The sequence below is a fragment of the Paenibacillus kyungheensis genome, from assembly GCF_028606985.1.
In the GTDB taxonomy this organism is placed as follows: domain Bacteria; phylum Bacillota; class Bacilli; order Paenibacillales; family Paenibacillaceae; genus Saccharibacillus; species Saccharibacillus kyungheensis.
Window position 1 is genome coordinate 4856547 of the sequence record NZ_CP117416.1, and the last position, 17836, is coordinate 4874382.

Consider the following 17836-nt stretch of genomic DNA (forward strand, 5'->3'; position numbering starts at 1 on the left):
CTAAAAAGCTAGCTTAAACAAGCATTATTTGCTGTGCTTGATTCGTAGGAAATGCGTGTATATAAAACGTAAATTGATTAGTCTTTCTAAATGCTAAAATTCTAAATTTCAAGAAATGAAGGTGTGCACAAGATGTTGGGTAAGTTCAAGCGTATATTAATCGGAAGGCCGATGAAGTCAGCAGAACTTGAAGCTGAAAAATTAGGTCGGCTTAAAGCACTAGCAATTCTTTCTTCCGATGCGCTATCCTCGGTGGCATACGGAACAGAGCAAATTTTGCTAGTCCTCATGGTTGCTGGATTTGCTGCTTTGTGGTATTCGGTTCCAATCTCGATCGCGGTGCTTGGTTTGTTGGTTATTTTAATTATTTCGTATCGCCAAACGATTTTTGCGTATCCAGCAGGTGGTGGTGCGTACATTGTAGCCAAGGATAATATCGGTAAAGCCCCCAGCTTAATAGCCGGTGGATCGTTACTTGTTGATTATATCCTAACTGTAGCCGTAAGTTCATCCGCCGGAACAGATGCAATTACTTCTGCTTTTCCAGTATTGCATGATCACCGGGTTCTGATCGCGCTCGTGATGATCGTATTCTTAACGATTATGAATCTACGTGGTGTAACTGAATCTGCATCTGTACTCGCTATTCCTATTTATTTATTTGTTGTCGCTATTTTTGTACTGATTATTACAGGAGTTATTCGTTACTTTACAGGCGGAATCGAAGCCGCTGCTCCGCAATTTGATAGTACAGTCTCGAATGTAAGTCTATTCTTATTGCTCAAAGCATTTAGCTCGGGTTGTTCGGCACTGACAGGGGTAGAAGCTGTATCTAATGCTATTCCTAACTTCCGTAAGCCTGCTGAGAAAAATGCAGCTGCTACACTTCTAATGATGGGTATTATTTTGGGTGCTATGTTTATCGGAATTACATTGCTTGCTTACTGGTATGGTATTCATCCAAGTGCAACCGAAACGGTTATTTCTCAAATTGCCCGAATGACGTTTGGTCATGGGACACTGTATTATGTGATTCAAGGTGTCACTGCACTGATTCTATTCCTTGCAGCCAATACAGCGTACTCTGCGTTCCCACTACTTGCCTTTATGTTAGCAAAAGATAAATATATGCCACATATGTTTATGGTACGTGGTGATCGTCTAGGTTTCTCTAACGGTATTATTATTTTGAGTCTATTATCTGCTTTGTTAGTTATTGTATTTAAAGGAGACACTGAGAATCTTATTCCACTGTATGCGGTTGGTGTATTTATTCCATTTACCTTATCACAATTAGGAATGATGATTCGCTGGATTCGTCTCAAGCCATCGAACTGGGGATTGAAGTTAACGATTAACACTGTCGGTATGTTAACGACATTATCGATCACATTGATCTTTATTTTCACCAAGTTCTCGCAAGTATGGGTTATCTTTCTGTTCTTACCGTTCGTGGTATATATTTTCTACAAAATCTATACGCATTATGAAAATACAGCAGAACAATTACGTATCGATATCAAAGTCGATAAGCCTGAAGTCAAAGGAAATACGATTATTATTCCAGTTGCCGGCATTACACGTGTAGTGATGAACACGATCAGCTATGCGAAGACGTTATCTCCTAATGTCGTTGCTGTCTATGTTGGTTTCGATGATGAAGCGATTCATAAGATGGAGCAGAAATGGGAAGAATGGAATCCAGGTGTACGTCTGATTGTACTGAAATCACGTTACCGCAGTATTCTAGGTCCTTTACGTCGCTTTATTGATACCGTTGAATGGAAAACATCAGCAACCGATCATATTACCGTCCTGATTCCACAGTTTGTCACTCATCACTGGTGGGAAACGATTTTGCATAATCAGACCAGTCTATTGATGCGTGCTTATCTGATTAACTACAAAGACGTTGTTGTTGCGACTGTTCCATACCATTTGAATAAATAGACTGTACAATGGTTGAGCGACTCCGCTACATGATCGATATTGTTCTTATCGTCGCTTGTTGTCAATCGATATCTGGAATAACCGCTCGGGCGGTACATATCGATTGACAAAGGCGATCGCTTCGCTCTTTCAGAATAATATCGCTCCCTCCGCTTTGAAGGTCTTTGCAACAAGTATTTTATCTTCTATTTGGGTAGAGTAGACGTTAAAAAATAAAACATCTACAGAGCTCAAAATAAAAAGAGGTAGATCCCTTAGACGGGGTCTGCCTCTTTTTTGGGTTTATTGAAGTTCCAATTGACTAGAAAGATGCCGAGGAATACAAAAATACCACCGATATAGACGTACCATTGAACTTGTTCGCCAAGTAGTAACCAGCCGGAGAGTACGCCGAAGAATGGTGCTAGAAATAGAAAAGCACTGGTCTGAGCAGCATCGCCTTTACCCAGCACATAAAACCAACCTGCAAATTGAACGATAGAAGCCATAATAGCTAACCATAATAAAATATCTGTAGAGATTAGATTCCATTCAAAATATGGCTGTTCCAGTACAAGACTAAGTAGTAACAATAGTATTCCACCACATAACATCTGATAAGCAGTCAGTACCCAGACATTACATATGCCTGACCAGCGCTTCATCAGTAGAGTAGCAATCGCCCATGAGCAGGCTCCTATTACTCCTAGAATCGTGCCTGACTTTAATTGCATATTAAGCCCCATTGTGATGGCTACACCGAGTACACCTAGGACTACACCGAGCCATTGTGTCCAACGGTAACGAGCACGTAAAAGCAATGAACCGAACACAACCACTAGCAATGGATTGGTAAATATTAAAATAGAAGATTCGCCAGCAGTAATCGTACGTAGGCTGAGAAATGTACATGCCATTACGCCTGTTGTCTGTAGTGTACCTATAATAGCTATTTTTCCCCAATCGATTGAACGTTTGGGTACAGGCAAGCCTCGCAGTGATACGATCAAGGTCATTAATCCACCTGCTATCAGAAATCGTAACGATACTAGAAATAAGGGCGAACTGTAATGTAAGCCTATTTTACCGACAGCAAAAGAAGAACCCATCAAAAAAGTAGTCAGCAGAATAATCAATAAAAAGGCAATTGGATGGATTTTCACGCGGTTTCTTCCTTTCTGCGCTATAAAATATGCTATTCTGTTACCTTATTTTCATTTTTTTCTACATCATGTATCTTCTCCACCCACACCATATACCAATTCGGTGTAGCCTCATAATCGATATCGGTATAGATGCGATGAGTGGCTTCTCTGATCGTCTGTAATCGAAGCAATTGAAAAGCTAATGTTTCTGCCATTTTAGGATCATGGCTACGGTAGCCATCATAACATTTGCCGATTTCATTATATGCTCCACTACTGATCCATTCGTATGCTTCTCGCTGCGTTTCAAACGCTACGGTTTCCTCTGCCCAGCGAATCCAATCGGCTTTATATTTAGGTGGTTGATCAAAAGGTGAAGCTTGATTCATGCGAATTTCTTCGCGGTAATGATAGCCCTGATCTGCTGGTTTGGGAGGTTGATCCGATGGATTCATAGGTGTCTCCTTTCTAAGATATATCTTTTAGAATTTGAATTTTATGGCATTTTACGATGACTATCCTGTTACTTTGCCATGACTATATTGTTGTTTTACAAGTGACTGCAATCTATTGAATAATGTTTCTAGACGATATGTTCTCGTCCATTCAATCTATATATTTCTGGAGGCAACCTATGATGAAAAATACAAAAACAATCAAAATCATGCTCACTTCTGTTATGGCTTTATCGCTTACGATCCCTGCATTATCATCTGTTTCTGCACAAGCCAATACGACTACCAAGTCTATTTCTACCCAAGCAACAACTAAGACGAAAGTCGACAAACTCACGCCTGAACAAGAAAAAAGTCTGGTTGATATTGCTGGATTTGATAATGTAAAACAATTTACTGGATTTTATAACAATCTTCGTCGTTCTGTCGCTAAAAATGATAAAGAAGCGGTAGCTAATCGTATCTCTTACCCTTTGTCAGTCTATAGCAATAATCACCAACGCAAAATTTTGAACAAAAAACAATTTATTGCTGAATACGATACAATTATGACTGCGAAAACGAAAAAAGCATTAGCTGATCAACGCTTAGATAATCTATTTATTCGTGATCAAGGTGTCAAGATTGGTAGTGGCGAAATGTGGATAGCTATGTTAGATGATAAACCAGGTGTATATACTATTAATCAAAATTTACATGATTAATCATCCATAGAAAAGCTTTGCCTATAAGAAGCGTATTTCTATACTTAACGAAGCTAGCTATAAATAGCTCTATACTAAGATCCTTCTTTTACTTTGTTATTATTTTACGTTATTGTTATTTTATAAGTCATTATCATGTAGCCTAAATGAAGTTAGCGTATTGTCATGAGCTTTTGAATATATCAGTCTCTAGGAGGTATGAATAATGAATATCAAAAAAGGAATAACAATCGTGATGACTTCTGTATTAGCTGGATCTATTGCTATCCCTGCTCTGTCTGTATCAGCACAAGCGGATACAACTACAGCCCCTGTTTCTACCGTCGCTTCTACTGAATCTACTGCTACCACCAAAGCAAAAGTAGACAAACTCACCGCCGAGCAGGAAAAACGACTGGTGAGTGTAGCTGGATTTGATAATGTCAAACAGTTCACAGGATTTTATGCTAATCTGCGTCGTGCAGTAGCCAATGGAAATAAAGAAGCGGTAGCGAATCGTATTTCTTACCCGCTGGTGATCAATAGCAATAACAAAAAAAGAAGTATTCTTAATCAGTCTCAATTTATAAAAGAATACAATACGATTATGACTGCTAAAGTTAAAAAAGCATTAGCCAACCAACGTCTCGATAAATTGTTTATACGTGATATGGGTGTCATGATTGGCGATGGCGAGATTTGGATCGCTCCGATGAATAATAAGCCTGGTATTTATGCAATTAATCAATAATCATTTTATGTAATCTATACACAGAAAGACCTCCTAGCAGATGGAGGTCTTTCTGTGTATACACTTTAATTTTTGTAGACTTTGATGATCGGGGTATTTTTGTCTTTGGTTGCTTTTGACGATTGGCTTGCAAATAACGAACGCAATGTCTCGATATTCGTTAAAATGACACCGATCAGAATAATCATAGCTCCTAATCCCATTACCCAATTTAGTGGTTCTTTATAGATCAACCATCCAAGTACAAGAGCAATCACTGGCGAAATGTATAACCATGTCGATGGAAATACAGGATTAGTCCGCGAGATCAGCCAGTAGAATAACGTATGCCCTCCCATAGATCCCAACACGATCAAATACACCATTGAGCCTATCGCCGCTGAATTGAACATCGTTTCGATATGTATTTGACTATGCTCGGTAATCAAAGACAACACCAATAACATCCAACCACCATGTATCATTTGAGCTGCATTTTGCGCAATCGGTGAACTCCCTTGTAATTTAGAAACTACCTGCTTGGAATACACAGCTCCTGCTGCATAGCCAAATTCCCCTAACACGACAACCAGACAAGCAATTACCCATAGTGCATGATACTGACCGGATAACCCGGGTAACATCAGCAAAGCGACACCGACTAATCCAATCAGCGCTCCAATAAATGAAATGCTTGGTGCTTTATCTTTCAATATCACTGCTCGAATCACTAAAATAATAGCTGGAGCCGTAGCAGACAGAACAGCACCTACGCCGGACGTAATATATTGTTCAGCCCAGTATAAGGCTGCAAAAGTAAAAAAGGTTAGACCTGACCCTATAAATAGTGTTTCTTTACGTAATAATAAAGAGAAGCTTACCTTTTTACGTGCATACATCCAGATCATTAAGATCAATCCAGCGAGTAGAAACCGAACGCCTGCGGAAAAGAAAGGCGGTAATCCTGCATCGACCCCAATCTTAATCGCTAGAAAGGTTGTTCCAAAAATCAAACACATAATTGCATAACCCAGTAATACCATCTTCCATTCCTCCTCTGTGTTCTGTTATTGTAAAGGAACATCAATAGAACAGATGGAATGTCACAGAACAGATGATATGATACAGGGATATATAAGCGTTACACTAGGATACACTTTCTACTCTTGATTGAACTTAATAATCTATGATCTGCTATAGACTCAGAAAGGAATGTGGATATGACAAATAAACCGCTGATTGAACCGCAAAAAAAACAGTCCCATCTTACAGTCGATTCATCATCCTATAAGTCACAAAGTAAACATTCTTTTCAAACCGTTTATACTTATATCCAAACACGTATCCAGCGTGGAGACTGGCAAGCTCATGCCAAATTACCTTCGGTTCGTCAGCTGGCAGAAGATACAGGAATGCACCGTTTAACGATTTTCAAAGCGTATCAACATCTCAAAGAAGATGGCCATGTCTATGCTCGTGATAAATCCGGCTATTATGTGCAACCACCTGCTCTGCAAGTCTTAACCAATGAAGCTGAATTAGGTCTGCCTTTATTTCAGGGAAATCTAGGCGAACTGCATCGAATAGAAGCTACTTATCAATTCTCCAAAGCGCTTATTACACCGAATCTATTACCAAATCATTATTTTGCTGAATACGTCAAACAAGTATTCGATCTGTATCCCAAGTTGTTAGGTACATATGCTACCGCACAAGGCGATCTGGAGCTCAGAGAGATGCTTCAACGCTACTTTACAGATACCGCGCAGTTTCATGTGCATGCCGATGAAATCTTGATTACAACAGGTGCTCAACAAGCGATATCGCTCATCGCAGAAGTATGGATACGTCCGGGTGATCATGTGCTGATTGAAACCCCTGCTTATGCTAGTGCTTTGGATGTTTTTGAGCAAAAAGGAGCCAAATTGGTTCCGATCACTATTGATGCTAACGGTTATGATCTTGTTCAGATCAAAGAGGCGATGAAAAAGTACAAACCTCGCTTCTTTTACCTTAATCCTACATTTCACAATCCAACAGGTGTCTGTATATCAGCAGAACAACGCAAACAGCTAGTCGATCTAGCCGCTCAATATGAATGTTTATTGATAGAAGACGATACTTGTCATGATATTTATTTTGATCAAAAGCCGCCGCTTCCGCTATTTGCTTATGATACTGAAGGATACACGATCTATATTCGTAGCTTTAGCAAATATGTGTCTCCAGGACTGCGAATGGCTTGTATTGTAGCTAGACCGGAGTGGTTCACTCCTTTACTCGCTGCCAAGTCACTTGCAGATGGCGGTACACCGTTGCTGAATCAGAAAGTGTTTTTGCTATATTTTACATCTAGTCGTCTGCAACAACATATTGAAAAGCTACGAATCGCTTTACGGATTCGCTTAGAAATTATGGAAGAAGAACTCTCTTCAACCGGCTGGTATTATGAAACCCCTCAAGGCGGATTCAACCTCTGGGTTCGATTGCCTGATCATCTATCTGTTCCTGAATTACTGGCTCGTTGTCTCAAACAATCGATTTCTTTTGTGCCTGGATCACTATTTGATCGTAACGATACATCACAGCAATATATCCGTCTTTGCTTTTCATTTGCCAGTGAACATGAGATTCGGCAAGGTATTCAGCAGTTAGTATCCATCGCTAAAGAAATGGAATCTACTTGATCTGAATCGCTGAGCGATACGGTTCATCTAACTCTAGTTGGAAAGAATGGGCTTGTAATCTGCCTTGCTGATACTGATACACTGTAGTGAGTTCACCCAAAATATTCATCATACCGACTTGAACAGAACCTGCAACGACCAGTTGTCCATTTTCGATTTTGTATTGACGAACCGCACCTATTTGTAGTCCATTTGCTACCGAATCTGTAGGGTCTTGTAGAATAGAAGTCGGCAATATCATCTGTTTTTGGTTCCATGTTATATCCATCTGTTGCTTATTTATCTGTGTTTGAAAAGAAGTATTCCAGCTTTGCTGTGCATCTTCTACGGGAATCAACGTACCATCTTGCCGATAAACTTTAACTTCTGTTCTGTCTATGCCAGTGCCATATCCGTTCGTTAGAACAACGATCACTTCCGGTTCACCATCACCGTCCAAATCTGTAGAATACAGTTGCGGTGCATATGCTGGATTCACGACTTGTACACCATCTAACAAACCAGTAAATGTAGGTGCATGGATAGACATATTTTCGTACGTACCGTCCGATTTTTCTTTGCCACGAATCGTAATATGAAGATCAGGATCGCTTGCAATTACTTTTGCATCTTCCATAATGTTAAATAGGTTAGATTGAGCGATCGGAAAATCTAATTGTTCTATATTAACAGTGTTCACCATTAAAGGTTCACCATTTTCAGTGACTTGTTGGTTAGAATGAAACTTTGCTGCAGATACCGTTTCTAGTGAAAGGGCACATAAAATAATAGTAATCATCAACCATTTTGTAGCGTTTTTCTTTATATTCAAAAGGAGTGCCTCCTTGATCGTTCGATATTCATTTTTATAGTAAACGTAAATTCAATTCCAACGTGTGTCATGCTAGCTTCTATTACATGCTAAGCCTTAATCGATGTAATTACCAGAAAAAAATGCTGTTCACAGCAAGTTCCTTACAAATAAGTAGCAAATCATCACTTTTACTTTAGATTACCTACAATAACGGAGGAATAAACATGATTACACTCAGAGAAATGAAAATTGAAGATTATAATGAAATTATTGAGCTTTGGGAGCATACTGAAGGTATGTGGTTAAGCGAAGCCGATTCATTACCTCATATTCAAACATATTTAGAGCGTAATCCTTATTGTTCGTTTGTAGCGGAAGAACAGCTAGATACCCAGACGACTGTTCTAGCAGGAACATTACTTGCCGGTCATGATGGTAGGCGTGGATATATGTATCATCTGGCAGTCGATCCTGCATATCGAGGACAACGAATTGCGACACAATTGATTGAAAAAGCAATGAAAGGCTTAACTGATGCCGGAATCGATAAATGCCATATTTTCGTAATGGCAACAAATGTGGAAGGTCAACACTTCTGGGTAGCAAACGGTTGGGAAAAACGAGATAGTTTTTACGTCTTTTCAAAAGATGTTCCACAACACTAGAATGTTCCACATGAAACATTTTGCAAAACAGCGCTATTTTTGACTGATTTGCAGGAAATATAATTAGCCCTACTGGCTTAAAGGATGGACGACGATTGGATCAACAACATGCAAGTCCGCAATATATTTATACGTACTCTCACCGTCAGGATGAACATTCACTTTGTTATCTGGAAATGAGAGCATTTTTTGGACAGGAAACCGATCAATTTATTCTTAAAAGTGATATCGCTGTTATGCCTAGCCGTAGCCCGTTTATCAAAGAACGCATCGAAGTATTGTACGAAGGCGATACGTTAGAAGAAATATATACTCAAGCAGAACAGATCGATATGCTTGATCAGACATTCAAAGTTGTTTTTGTCAAAATCAACGATCTGGATCAAGATCACAAAATTGAGTATCAAGAACGATTAGGTATTGAACGCGAAATAGGGATGCGTATTCATGGAGAAGCCGATGTGAAGCATCCTCAACATACGTACGGCATTGTTCCTTTTGGTGGACGCTGGTATTTGGGTCATTATTTTAAAAATGAAGCTGTCTGGTTCCACAATATGCGCAAACCGCAAAATTACTCTATTGCTCTCAATACCCGTCTTGCTAGAGCGGCTGCCAATATTTTGGTTCCTAATCCTGTAGGGATCAAAGCTATCGATCCTTGCTGTGGCATCGGCACTGTACTGGTAGAAGCATTATCTATGGATATCGATATTGTGGGACGCGATATCAATCCGCATATTGCACAAGGAGCACGAGCCAATATTAAGCATTTTGGCTTAAAAGGAGAAGTAACTTTAGGCGATATTGCAGATATTACAGAACATTATGATGCGGCAATTGTTGATATGCCTTACAATTTATTTTCAACTACTACTCCTGAAGAACAATTAAGTATTCTACAACATGCTCGCCGAATCGCTGATAAAGTGGTCGTGATCACAATTGAGAATATTGATGAAATGATAGCAACCGCTGGATTCTCGATTACAGATCGTGGAGAAGCGAAAAAAGGAGCTAAAGGCGTATTTTCCCGTCAGATTCTTGTGTGTCATTGATAAGTAGAAACACAGTACAACCCAAAAAAGCATCTGTAGCAGAAATGTCTACAGATGCTTTTTCGTTTTACAAATGAGGTCTGATATGCATGAGTTCCTCCTCATTATTCGTTTACATTGTGTTCATTAGCCACTTCATTTGTTTTGCGTTCAATATGCTCATCTTCGCCTAAATAAAAGCGTCGAATCGGATTGATATTATCATCTAGTTCATACACAAGTGGAATACCTGTCGGAATATTAAGTTCGGTTAATGTTTTTTCATCAATATCTTCTAAATATTTAATTAAAGCACGTAAAGTGTTGCCATGAGCGGCTATTAAAATATGTTCTTTTTTCTGAATCAAAGGAACAATACAGTCATGCCAGAACTCTCCAACACGTTCTACTGTATCTTTGAGACTTTCGCCATATGGAATCTGATCGTCTGGAATCTCGTTGTACCGTACTTCATGACGTGGACTACGTGGATCATTTTTTTCCAATAAAGGAGGACGAACCGTAAGACTTCTGCGCCAGAGTTGAAGTTGTTCTTCTCCATATTTCTTAGCAGTATCAATTTTACTTAATCCTTGCAAAGCTCCATAATGACGCTCATTTAATTTCCATGACTTCTGTTCAGGAATCCATAGCAAATCCAGTTCGTCGAGTATGTAGTGCATAGTCTGAATCGAACGTTTTAACACTGAAGAAAAAGCAAGATCAAATGTATATCCTGCTTCTTTTATTAATTGTCCAGCTATTCTTGCTTCTTCTATTCCACGATCACTAAGCGCTACATCGGTCCATCCTGTAAACAAATTCTGTTGATTATATACACTTTCTCCATGACGAACAAGAATAATTTTGTACATTAGTCTCTACTCCTTTTTCTTTACTTCTTCTAATGGAGAAGTATCTATACTCTTTAACCCACATTATGCTTTTACGTAACCATTTGCAACTAACGCTCAATTGACTGCATTTTACTGTACACCCTTCTGAATAGAAAATGCTAAAATACAAATGAGGTATGATGTTAGACAAGATATTGTAAGATGAGGAGGCACTATACGATGATACCGCCTAATATGACAGAGCAAGTGATACATACGCGTACTAAATTACGCAAAGAAACATTAATCTCGGTGCTAGATGAATTTGATCGTAAAATTATGACGTTGAGCCCACCCAAAAGAGCAGAGAAATATCGCAAAATGAGCACGTCTGCTTTTTCTTTTTTCCGCGGAAGTTCGTATTTGTTTTACTTTGATGCGACCCGCCATTACTTTCCTTATCATACTTCTACCGAACGTCCTACATGGATTCAAGGAGATTTGCATTTCGAAAATTTTGGTGCTTTTCGTAATGAATCGAAGCAGATTGTGTATGATGTCAATGATTTTGATGAAGGGTATATCGGTTCATATCTGTATGATGTGCTACGCATGTCGGTCAGTATCGCATTAGTTGGACGACAGCTTCAATATACCGATGAGCAACAATTGCACCTGTTAGAACATTATGTTAAAGGTTATCACAAACAAATCTCTTGTTTTGTAGAAGACAAAGACGATCCCGCCAAATTTGTTATGAATGAAAACAAAGCTAAAGGCCCTGTACGCAAATTGTTACGGAAGTTAGAAAAACGCCGTAACGGGCATTTCCTAGAAAAAGTTACTGCGGTTATGCAAAGTGATCGTGTTTTTCAAGAAACTGCGGAATTGGTTACTCCTTCTGAACAAGAACATACATTGTTAGAGCAAGCATGGGATTTTTATCAACAGACTTTAGTCTGTCATCAAGGCGAAGCAGATCATTATCGGATCAAAGATATTGCGATTAAGCATGGTTCCGGTACTGCTTCAATCGGGCTGGATCGGTATTATGTATTGATCGAAGGTGGGCTACGAGGAGCAGGCGAAGATGATGCTGTATTGGAAGTAAAAGAAGTACGGACTCCTGTGCCTGCTTATTTTCTACCTTATGCCGATTCATTCTGGCAGACATTTAGCCATCAAGGTAAGCGTGTAACTACAACACAACAAGCGATGCATCACAAAGCCGATCCTTATCTTGGTTTTCTGACGTTAGACGGTCGAGATTTCTATGTGCGAGAACGTTCACCTTACAAAAAGCGTCTAAAATTAGAAGATATCGAAACGATAGAAGATATGGAAAGTGTACTCAGTACAATGTCTAAATTAACTGCCAAAATGCATGCACGTGCTGATGCCGATGTGAACAAAGGCATTCTGCCATATCATAGTGAAAAAGAAATTCTAAAAGCGATGGGACGCAAACCCGAAGCGTTTGTGCAACATATTTCACGTTGGGCGTTCGCTTATGCCGATCAGGTCGAGAAAGATTATGCGATTTTCTGTGACTGGGCGCAGACATTTCAAACGCAATAAGAGATCACCTATATAATGTAACCATAAAAGGGACAGTTTATCGTAACGATAGATCTGTCCCTGTTTTACTTTTTCGTTCTATTTCAGCTATATCAGTAGAACGGTTATGAATAGATCACTCGACCTGCATCACTTAATACATATTGAGTATCCAGATACGCTCTACTTTCTGATACAAGACGACGTACACGCTCGATATCCACACCTACCAACTGACCATGTTGCTTCATCAGACGACCGCCAACGAATACAGTATCTACATTCGATGGATTAGTGAATTGAACTACGGCTCCAATAGGATCGATAACCGGAAATAGATTCAAATCTGTATTCAGATCAGAAGTGCTAATCATGATTATATCCGCTTGTTTGCCCGGTGTTAATTGACCAATTTGAGAATCTAATTGTAATGCTTTGGCTCCACCTACTGTAGCGAACTCAAGCACTTGCTGAGATAATAGATTCAATTCACCTGGCATATTACCACTATTCAGAATCTCTTCATTGACTCGTGCCCGTTCTGCTTGCAACATAAATTTCATTTGTGCAAATAAATCACCACCGGTTGAAGTCACTACATCTACGCCCAGTGAAGGCATTCCACCTTGTTCTAAGAAAAATCCAGTTGCAGGATATCCATGTCCCATCATCATTTCAACTTCAGGGGTTACCGATAACGATGCTCCTGTATCTGCTAGCATTTTATATTCTTCCGTCATCATTTTGTTGCCATGTACCATATTAAGATCGGGTCCAAGTAATCCTGCTTCATATAGCTTGGTGACTGAATGATCGACAGCTCCCCAGTTGCCAAATCCGATATGCATCGAACAGATCGCTTCCAGTTGGCGGGCGATGCCGATTTCAGTAACCGTAGTATCCCAATGGCTAAATTCAGAGCCACGTATCGCTAGCCCCATCGTTAACAATTGATCTTGCGAAGTAAAATATTGCTTTTTGACACGCTCTGCATCAGAGATCACCAATCGACTATCTCGATTCCAATATTCTGTCTCGCCCGGCACACCAAGAGCAAATACAGAGCGTATCCCTGCTTCTTGTAATCCCCGAATCAACTCATCGGTATGTTCTGGAGAATAAGGCATACTCCAATCCAGTACTGTTGTGACACCAGCATGAAGCGCTTCTAAAGAACCAAGCAAGTTGGCGATATAACTGTCTTGAGGACGTAATCGACTTCCCAACCCACCATAGTATAAATTTTGCAAATAGACAGGCAGTGACCAATTGGTTCCTGCTGTACGTACTAGCGATTCCCACATATGCCGATGAGTATCTACTAAGCCCGGCATAATAATATGTTCTGACGCATCAATAATATGATAAGCGGATTCATCAAGTTGTAGATTATTTCCTATAGCTTCAATCGTTGAACCGTTAATCACTACATCTGCTTTCTTTACGTTACCAATCGCATGATCCATAGACAACACAGTTCCACTTTTTAAAATATAGCCCTTTTTCTTCATCTTTAATTCCTCCTTTTTCCTTTTTTAAGAATAAATAGATGTTACTTATTTATCATAACTCATTATTCTAGTTAACTCAATAAAAGGAAGTTACTTAACTTTATAAAGCATTTGATTTCCAATTTATTTGATACGAATGCACAAGCTTGCTATAACGGCTACAGTAAGCACTAATGCACTATATATAAAGGACTGAGTAGGATGTAAAGACAGTATATAGACTGACCAAATTGGTGCAACACTTGTGCCTGCAAAAAGGAAAAAGGTATATACAGAAACAGCAATTCCGCGATAACTCCCTCCCAATTGTCCAACTAAAGCCACTAAAGAAGGCACAGCAATCGCAATACCTGCGACAAAAATTACGCTACATATAACGATTAATACTAAGTGATGTAGCCAGCCCATCATCAATAGGCTTATAATTCCTAGTCCAAGTCCCAAAAGCAACGTATTTCGTACCCCTATTTTACGAGAAATCGTCCCTGAAAATGGTGAACATATCATTCCTAAAATCCCTATCATTCGAATCCATAACATTTGCAAAGGTGTTACCCCGAAAACATCACTTTGCAAATTATTTCCTAGTAATATGTACATTACAATAAAAGAAAATAACAAAAGGAAGGCGATGATATACGTAAATATCAGATTTCTTTGCCTAATAACAATCGTTAATTGCTTAAGATAAGACCAGATGTTGAGGTCAGGTTGTTGAATACTATCTTGGGTTAATCCTATTTTAAGCCAAAGTATTGTCAATATATAAAGAACTCCAAATAGTATAAATATCAGATTCCATCCGTAATACGTACTGATCCAGCTTGAAATGACCTGTCCTAAAATTCCTGCGATCAGGAAGCCTGTACTAATAAACCCGATAGTAGTTACTTTACGATGATTAGGAAATATAGCTACAACATAGGCAAGTGCTACAGGTGAAAAAGAAGCTGCCGCTAATCCTTGTACACTTCTGAGTAGCAATAAAATCACAAAATGATGAGTATATCCGATCAACATCGTAATCAATGCCAATGCACACAAACCGATAGTCATTACCTTTTTACGACCATATTTATCAGCTAGAGCACCATAAAATAAACAACCAATCGCAAAGCCTAATGAAAATAAACTACCTGTTAATCCTGCTTGAGCAGAATTAATATTGAATTGTGTGATAAATGTAGAACTTAAAGGAATAGTAAGATACAGACTACACATAATGACCATGCCTGTCCAACATAATAAGATAGTCATTTTAGAATAATTTACTTCGGCAAGAGTTGAATTTTTATTATTGATTTTCATAGGTAAAGCTCCATTCTTTTTATATAGTTAGATAATCTAATTACTTTATTAAAAAAAATTTACCTCCCTATTTGGAATCTTTTCTCTATCTGGTTATGCAATTTATCTATAACTTTAGATAATATTTGCTGTTCATCTTCGTTTAGATCTTCTACCAATGAAGCACATGCAGACCAAAATACAGGTAATACACGTTGAACAAACATTTTACCTGCGGTGGATAACTTAACATAAATTTTCCGACCATCTTCCGCACTGGACTCGCGTATAATCCAACCCTTTTTTTCTACACTATTCAAAAGTGCTGTGACTGATGCTCTACGGATATTTAAACGTTCAGCAATAGCAGATGGAGTGACTTTTTCACTATTTTCATGTAATTGAATCAGTAGTAATAAATCCAGCTTACTTTCTGTGATATCATAATCAGCAATTTCATTATCGACGATATCAAGAATATGATCACTTGTCCAAAGCATTAATAGACCTAATTGAGCAGAAGCAATCGAGGTACCCGCTTCAGCTGTCTGTTCGCACAGCTTGTCGTAAGGTTCTTTACCTAACTTAGGTAATTGATGATTATGTACAGACTGCTCATTAAAATGTTTACGAACCATATATCCTACCTACTTTCTTAAATGATTAGATTATCTAACTATATTATACGTAGAAACGTAAATTAAGCAATACCTATCTTAACTACAATTAGATACTAGATAAATAGTATGGATATGATCAAAAAAATCCTTAAATGTATACCTGTAAGATCAAGGATACATTTAAGGATTCAAGTAGCTCATTTTATTTCACTGAACCGCGTGTAACACCACTAATAATCCATTTTTGAGCAAAGAGATAAATAATAATCATTGGCAACATCGCTAATAGATACGATGCAAATGCTAGATTATAATCGGTATTGAATTGCCCCTGGAAAATGTACTGCACTAGCGGTAATGTGTACATGTTCTGATCGCTAATAATAATCAATGGTAATAGGAAATCATTATATGTCGATAAGCACACCAGTATTCCGACGGTTGCATTGATCGGAGCCATCAGCGGGAAAATGATACGCCAGAATGTTCCCCATGTGGTTGCTCCATCTACCGTTGCCGCTTCTTCAAGCACTGCTGGAATAGAGCGAATATATCCTACATATACAAATACATTAAATGCTAGAGCATATACCGTATGCAAAATAGTCAATCCCACGAGATTGGTCATATGTAGCGCAGATGTTAATTTAACAATCGGCAACATAATAATCGGAAAAGGAATAAACATTGCACTGACAAAGTAAAAGTATAATCCTTTAAAAAATTTACGATCCATATTACGTCCAATTGCATAAGCAACCATCGAGTTGGTCAGCAATGTAAGTACTACTGTCGCTGTCGTTACCAGTGCACTGTTACGAAAAGCTTGGAAAAAGTTAGTCAGCTCTATCGCACTGGCAAAGTTATCAAACCGCCATGTGGTCGGTAATCCAAATAGAGATTGCGACATCTGTTGCGGATCTTTCAAAGCAATCGTAATCGCCATATATAATGGGAAAAGAACGATAATAGTGCCGATTGCTACAAGAATATTTACTGTCCAATTGGTACGTTTATGTGTTTCCATTACATATCCATCTCCCTTCTTTGCAGGAATCGAATTTGAAGAATAGAGATAACTGCGATCACGATAAAGTAAATCACCGAGTTCGCTGATTGATAAGCAAATTCTCCACCTTCAAATCCACCTGTATAGATCAAGAATGAGATCGATTGAGTGGCACGGCCAGGCCCACCATTGGTCAAAGCGACGATTTGGTCAAACACCATCAACGCATTTTTCATCGCTAATACCATATTGATTGTAAAAAATGGAGCAATCAACGGGAACGTAATACTCCAAAATTCACGCCATTTGCCAGCGCCATCCAGACTAGATGCTTCATACAGATCATGCGAAATTGTCTGTAAGCCCGCTAGATACAGAATCGTATTTAATGCAATACCTTGCCATACCGCAACAATCACGATACCGATCCAAGCCAGACTGTCATTTCCAAGAATATTCGTGGACAACCAGTTGATCCCCAGTGTCTGTCCCCAGACGGTAAATACATTAGAGAACAAATAGTTAAATATGTAACCCACAATCAATACACTAAGAATATTAGGCAAGAAATATACGCCTCTAAAAAAATTACGGAATTTGATACGAGAATTGAGTCCTACTGCAATCAATAAGCTGAAGATATTAATAAAAATCGTAACCACAACTGCATATTTGATCGTAAACCAGTAAGCTTCACCTACTACATTATCGGTAAACAAACTGACGTAATTACGAATACCTACAAAATCATATTCTTTACCAAATCCATTCCAGTTCGTAAATGAATAAAAAATCCCTTGAATCGCAGGTAAAGTTAGAAATAAGAAAAATAACAATACCGCAGGAATCGTCATCCAATAATAAGTTGCCATGCGTTTGCTAGACATCGTAT

At 38.7% G+C, this 17836-nt stretch carries 17 protein-coding genes; 7 read left to right on the forward strand and 10 right to left on the reverse strand.

Features of this window, described 5'->3' with window-relative positions:
- The first annotated feature begins 132 nt into the window (after nucleotides 1-132).
- The gene (locus tag PQ456_RS21080; protein ID WP_273613969.1) at nucleotides 133-1950 is read left to right on the forward strand and encodes an APC family permease; all 1818 of its coding nucleotides are present in this window, start codon (nucleotides 133-135) and stop codon (nucleotides 1948-1950) included.
- A 254-nt stretch (nucleotides 1951-2204) separates the two neighbouring features.
- Here the strand turns inward: PQ456_RS21080 and PQ456_RS21085 are convergent, their stop codons facing one another.
- The gene (locus tag PQ456_RS21085; protein ID WP_273616377.1) at nucleotides 2205-3086 is read right to left on the reverse strand and encodes a DMT family transporter; all 882 of its coding nucleotides are present in this window, start codon (nucleotides 3084-3086) and stop codon (nucleotides 2205-2207) included.
- Between the two features lie 38 nt (nucleotides 3087-3124).
- Nucleotides 3125-3529, reverse strand: coding sequence for a hypothetical protein (locus PQ456_RS21090; protein ID WP_273613970.1), 405 nt, complete (start codon nucleotides 3527-3529; stop codon nucleotides 3125-3127).
- Between the two features lie 182 nt (nucleotides 3530-3711).
- On the opposite strand from PQ456_RS21090, the gene PQ456_RS21095 reads away from it, so the two are divergent.
- Nucleotides 3712-4233 carry a hypothetical protein gene (locus tag PQ456_RS21095; protein ID WP_273613971.1) on the forward strand — a complete coding sequence of 174 codons (522 nt, stop codon included), beginning with the start codon at nucleotides 3712-3714 and terminating at the stop codon, nucleotides 4231-4233.
- Nucleotides 4234-4438: 205 nt separating this feature from the next.
- Nucleotides 4439-4963 (forward strand): hypothetical protein, encoded by a 525-nt coding sequence (locus tag PQ456_RS21100; protein WP_273613972.1) that lies wholly within the window; start codon nucleotides 4439-4441, stop codon nucleotides 4961-4963.
- Nucleotides 4964-5028: 65 nt separating this feature from the next.
- Here the strand turns inward: PQ456_RS21100 and PQ456_RS21105 are convergent, their stop codons facing one another.
- Nucleotides 5029-5985, reverse strand: a complete 957-nt coding sequence (locus PQ456_RS21105; protein ID WP_273613973.1) for a DMT family transporter — start codon at nucleotides 5983-5985, stop codon at nucleotides 5029-5031.
- Between the two features lie 177 nt (nucleotides 5986-6162).
- On the opposite strand from PQ456_RS21105, the gene PQ456_RS21110 reads away from it, so the two are divergent.
- Nucleotides 6163-7629, forward strand: coding sequence for an aminotransferase-like domain-containing protein (locus tag PQ456_RS21110; protein WP_273613974.1), 1467 nt, complete (start codon nucleotides 6163-6165; stop codon nucleotides 7627-7629).
- Here PQ456_RS21110 and PQ456_RS21115 read toward each other — a convergent pair.
- Nucleotides 7622-8440: a hypothetical protein gene (locus PQ456_RS21115; protein WP_273613975.1), complete on the reverse strand. Its 819-nt coding sequence runs from the start codon at nucleotides 8438-8440 to the stop codon at nucleotides 7622-7624. The genes PQ456_RS21110 and PQ456_RS21115 overlap by 8 nt on opposite strands.
- Before the next feature lie 206 nt (nucleotides 8441-8646).
- Between PQ456_RS21115 and PQ456_RS21120 the strand changes: the two genes are divergently transcribed.
- Together PQ456_RS21120 and PQ456_RS21125 are read left to right on the forward strand one after the other, a co-directional pair.
- Nucleotides 8647-9087, forward strand: a complete 441-nt coding sequence (locus tag PQ456_RS21120) for a GNAT family N-acetyltransferase (RefSeq protein ID WP_273613976.1) — start codon at nucleotides 8647-8649, stop codon at nucleotides 9085-9087.
- A gap of 95 nt (nucleotides 9088-9182) precedes the next feature.
- Complete coding sequence (locus PQ456_RS21125; RefSeq protein ID WP_273613977.1) at nucleotides 9183-10145, forward strand: TRM11 family SAM-dependent methyltransferase; 963 nt, start codon at nucleotides 9183-9185, stop codon at nucleotides 10143-10145.
- 104 nt (nucleotides 10146-10249) lie between these two features.
- On the opposite strand, the gene gpmA is transcribed toward PQ456_RS21125, so the two are convergent.
- Entirely contained in the window at nucleotides 10250-10999 is a 750-nt protein-coding gene (gene gpmA / locus PQ456_RS21130; protein WP_273613978.1) for a 2,3-diphosphoglycerate-dependent phosphoglycerate mutase, read from the reverse strand.
- 201 nt (nucleotides 11000-11200) lie between these two features.
- On the opposite strand from gpmA, the gene PQ456_RS21135 reads away from it, so the two are divergent.
- A complete protein-coding gene (locus PQ456_RS21135; protein ID WP_273613979.1) occupies nucleotides 11201-12538 on the forward strand; it encodes a DUF2252 domain-containing protein in 1338 nt (445 codons plus the stop codon).
- A gap of 104 nt (nucleotides 12539-12642) precedes the next feature.
- On the opposite strand, the gene PQ456_RS21140 is transcribed toward PQ456_RS21135, so the two are convergent.
- From PQ456_RS21140 to PQ456_RS21160, 5 genes are all read right to left on the reverse strand, one after another.
- A complete protein-coding gene (locus PQ456_RS21140) occupies nucleotides 12643-14028 on the reverse strand; it encodes an amidohydrolase family protein (protein WP_273613980.1) in 1386 nt (461 codons plus the stop codon).
- Nucleotides 14029-14151: 123 nt separating this feature from the next.
- Entirely contained in the window at nucleotides 14152-15336 is a 1185-nt protein-coding gene (locus PQ456_RS21145; protein WP_273613981.1) for an MFS transporter, read from the reverse strand.
- A gap of 59 nt (nucleotides 15337-15395) precedes the next feature.
- Nucleotides 15396-15953: a MarR family winged helix-turn-helix transcriptional regulator gene (locus PQ456_RS21150; protein WP_273613982.1), complete on the reverse strand. Its 558-nt coding sequence runs from the start codon at nucleotides 15951-15953 to the stop codon at nucleotides 15396-15398.
- Nucleotides 15954-16137: 184 nt separating this feature from the next.
- A complete protein-coding gene (locus PQ456_RS21155) occupies nucleotides 16138-16962 on the reverse strand; it encodes a carbohydrate ABC transporter permease (RefSeq protein ID WP_204826067.1) in 825 nt (274 codons plus the stop codon).
- The gene (locus tag PQ456_RS21160; protein WP_273613983.1) at nucleotides 16962-17831 is read right to left on the reverse strand and encodes a carbohydrate ABC transporter permease; all 870 of its coding nucleotides are present in this window, start codon (nucleotides 17829-17831) and stop codon (nucleotides 16962-16964) included. Before PQ456_RS21160 ends, PQ456_RS21155 begins: the two co-directional genes overlap by 1 nt.
- Nucleotides 17832-17836: the final 5 nt, after the last annotated feature.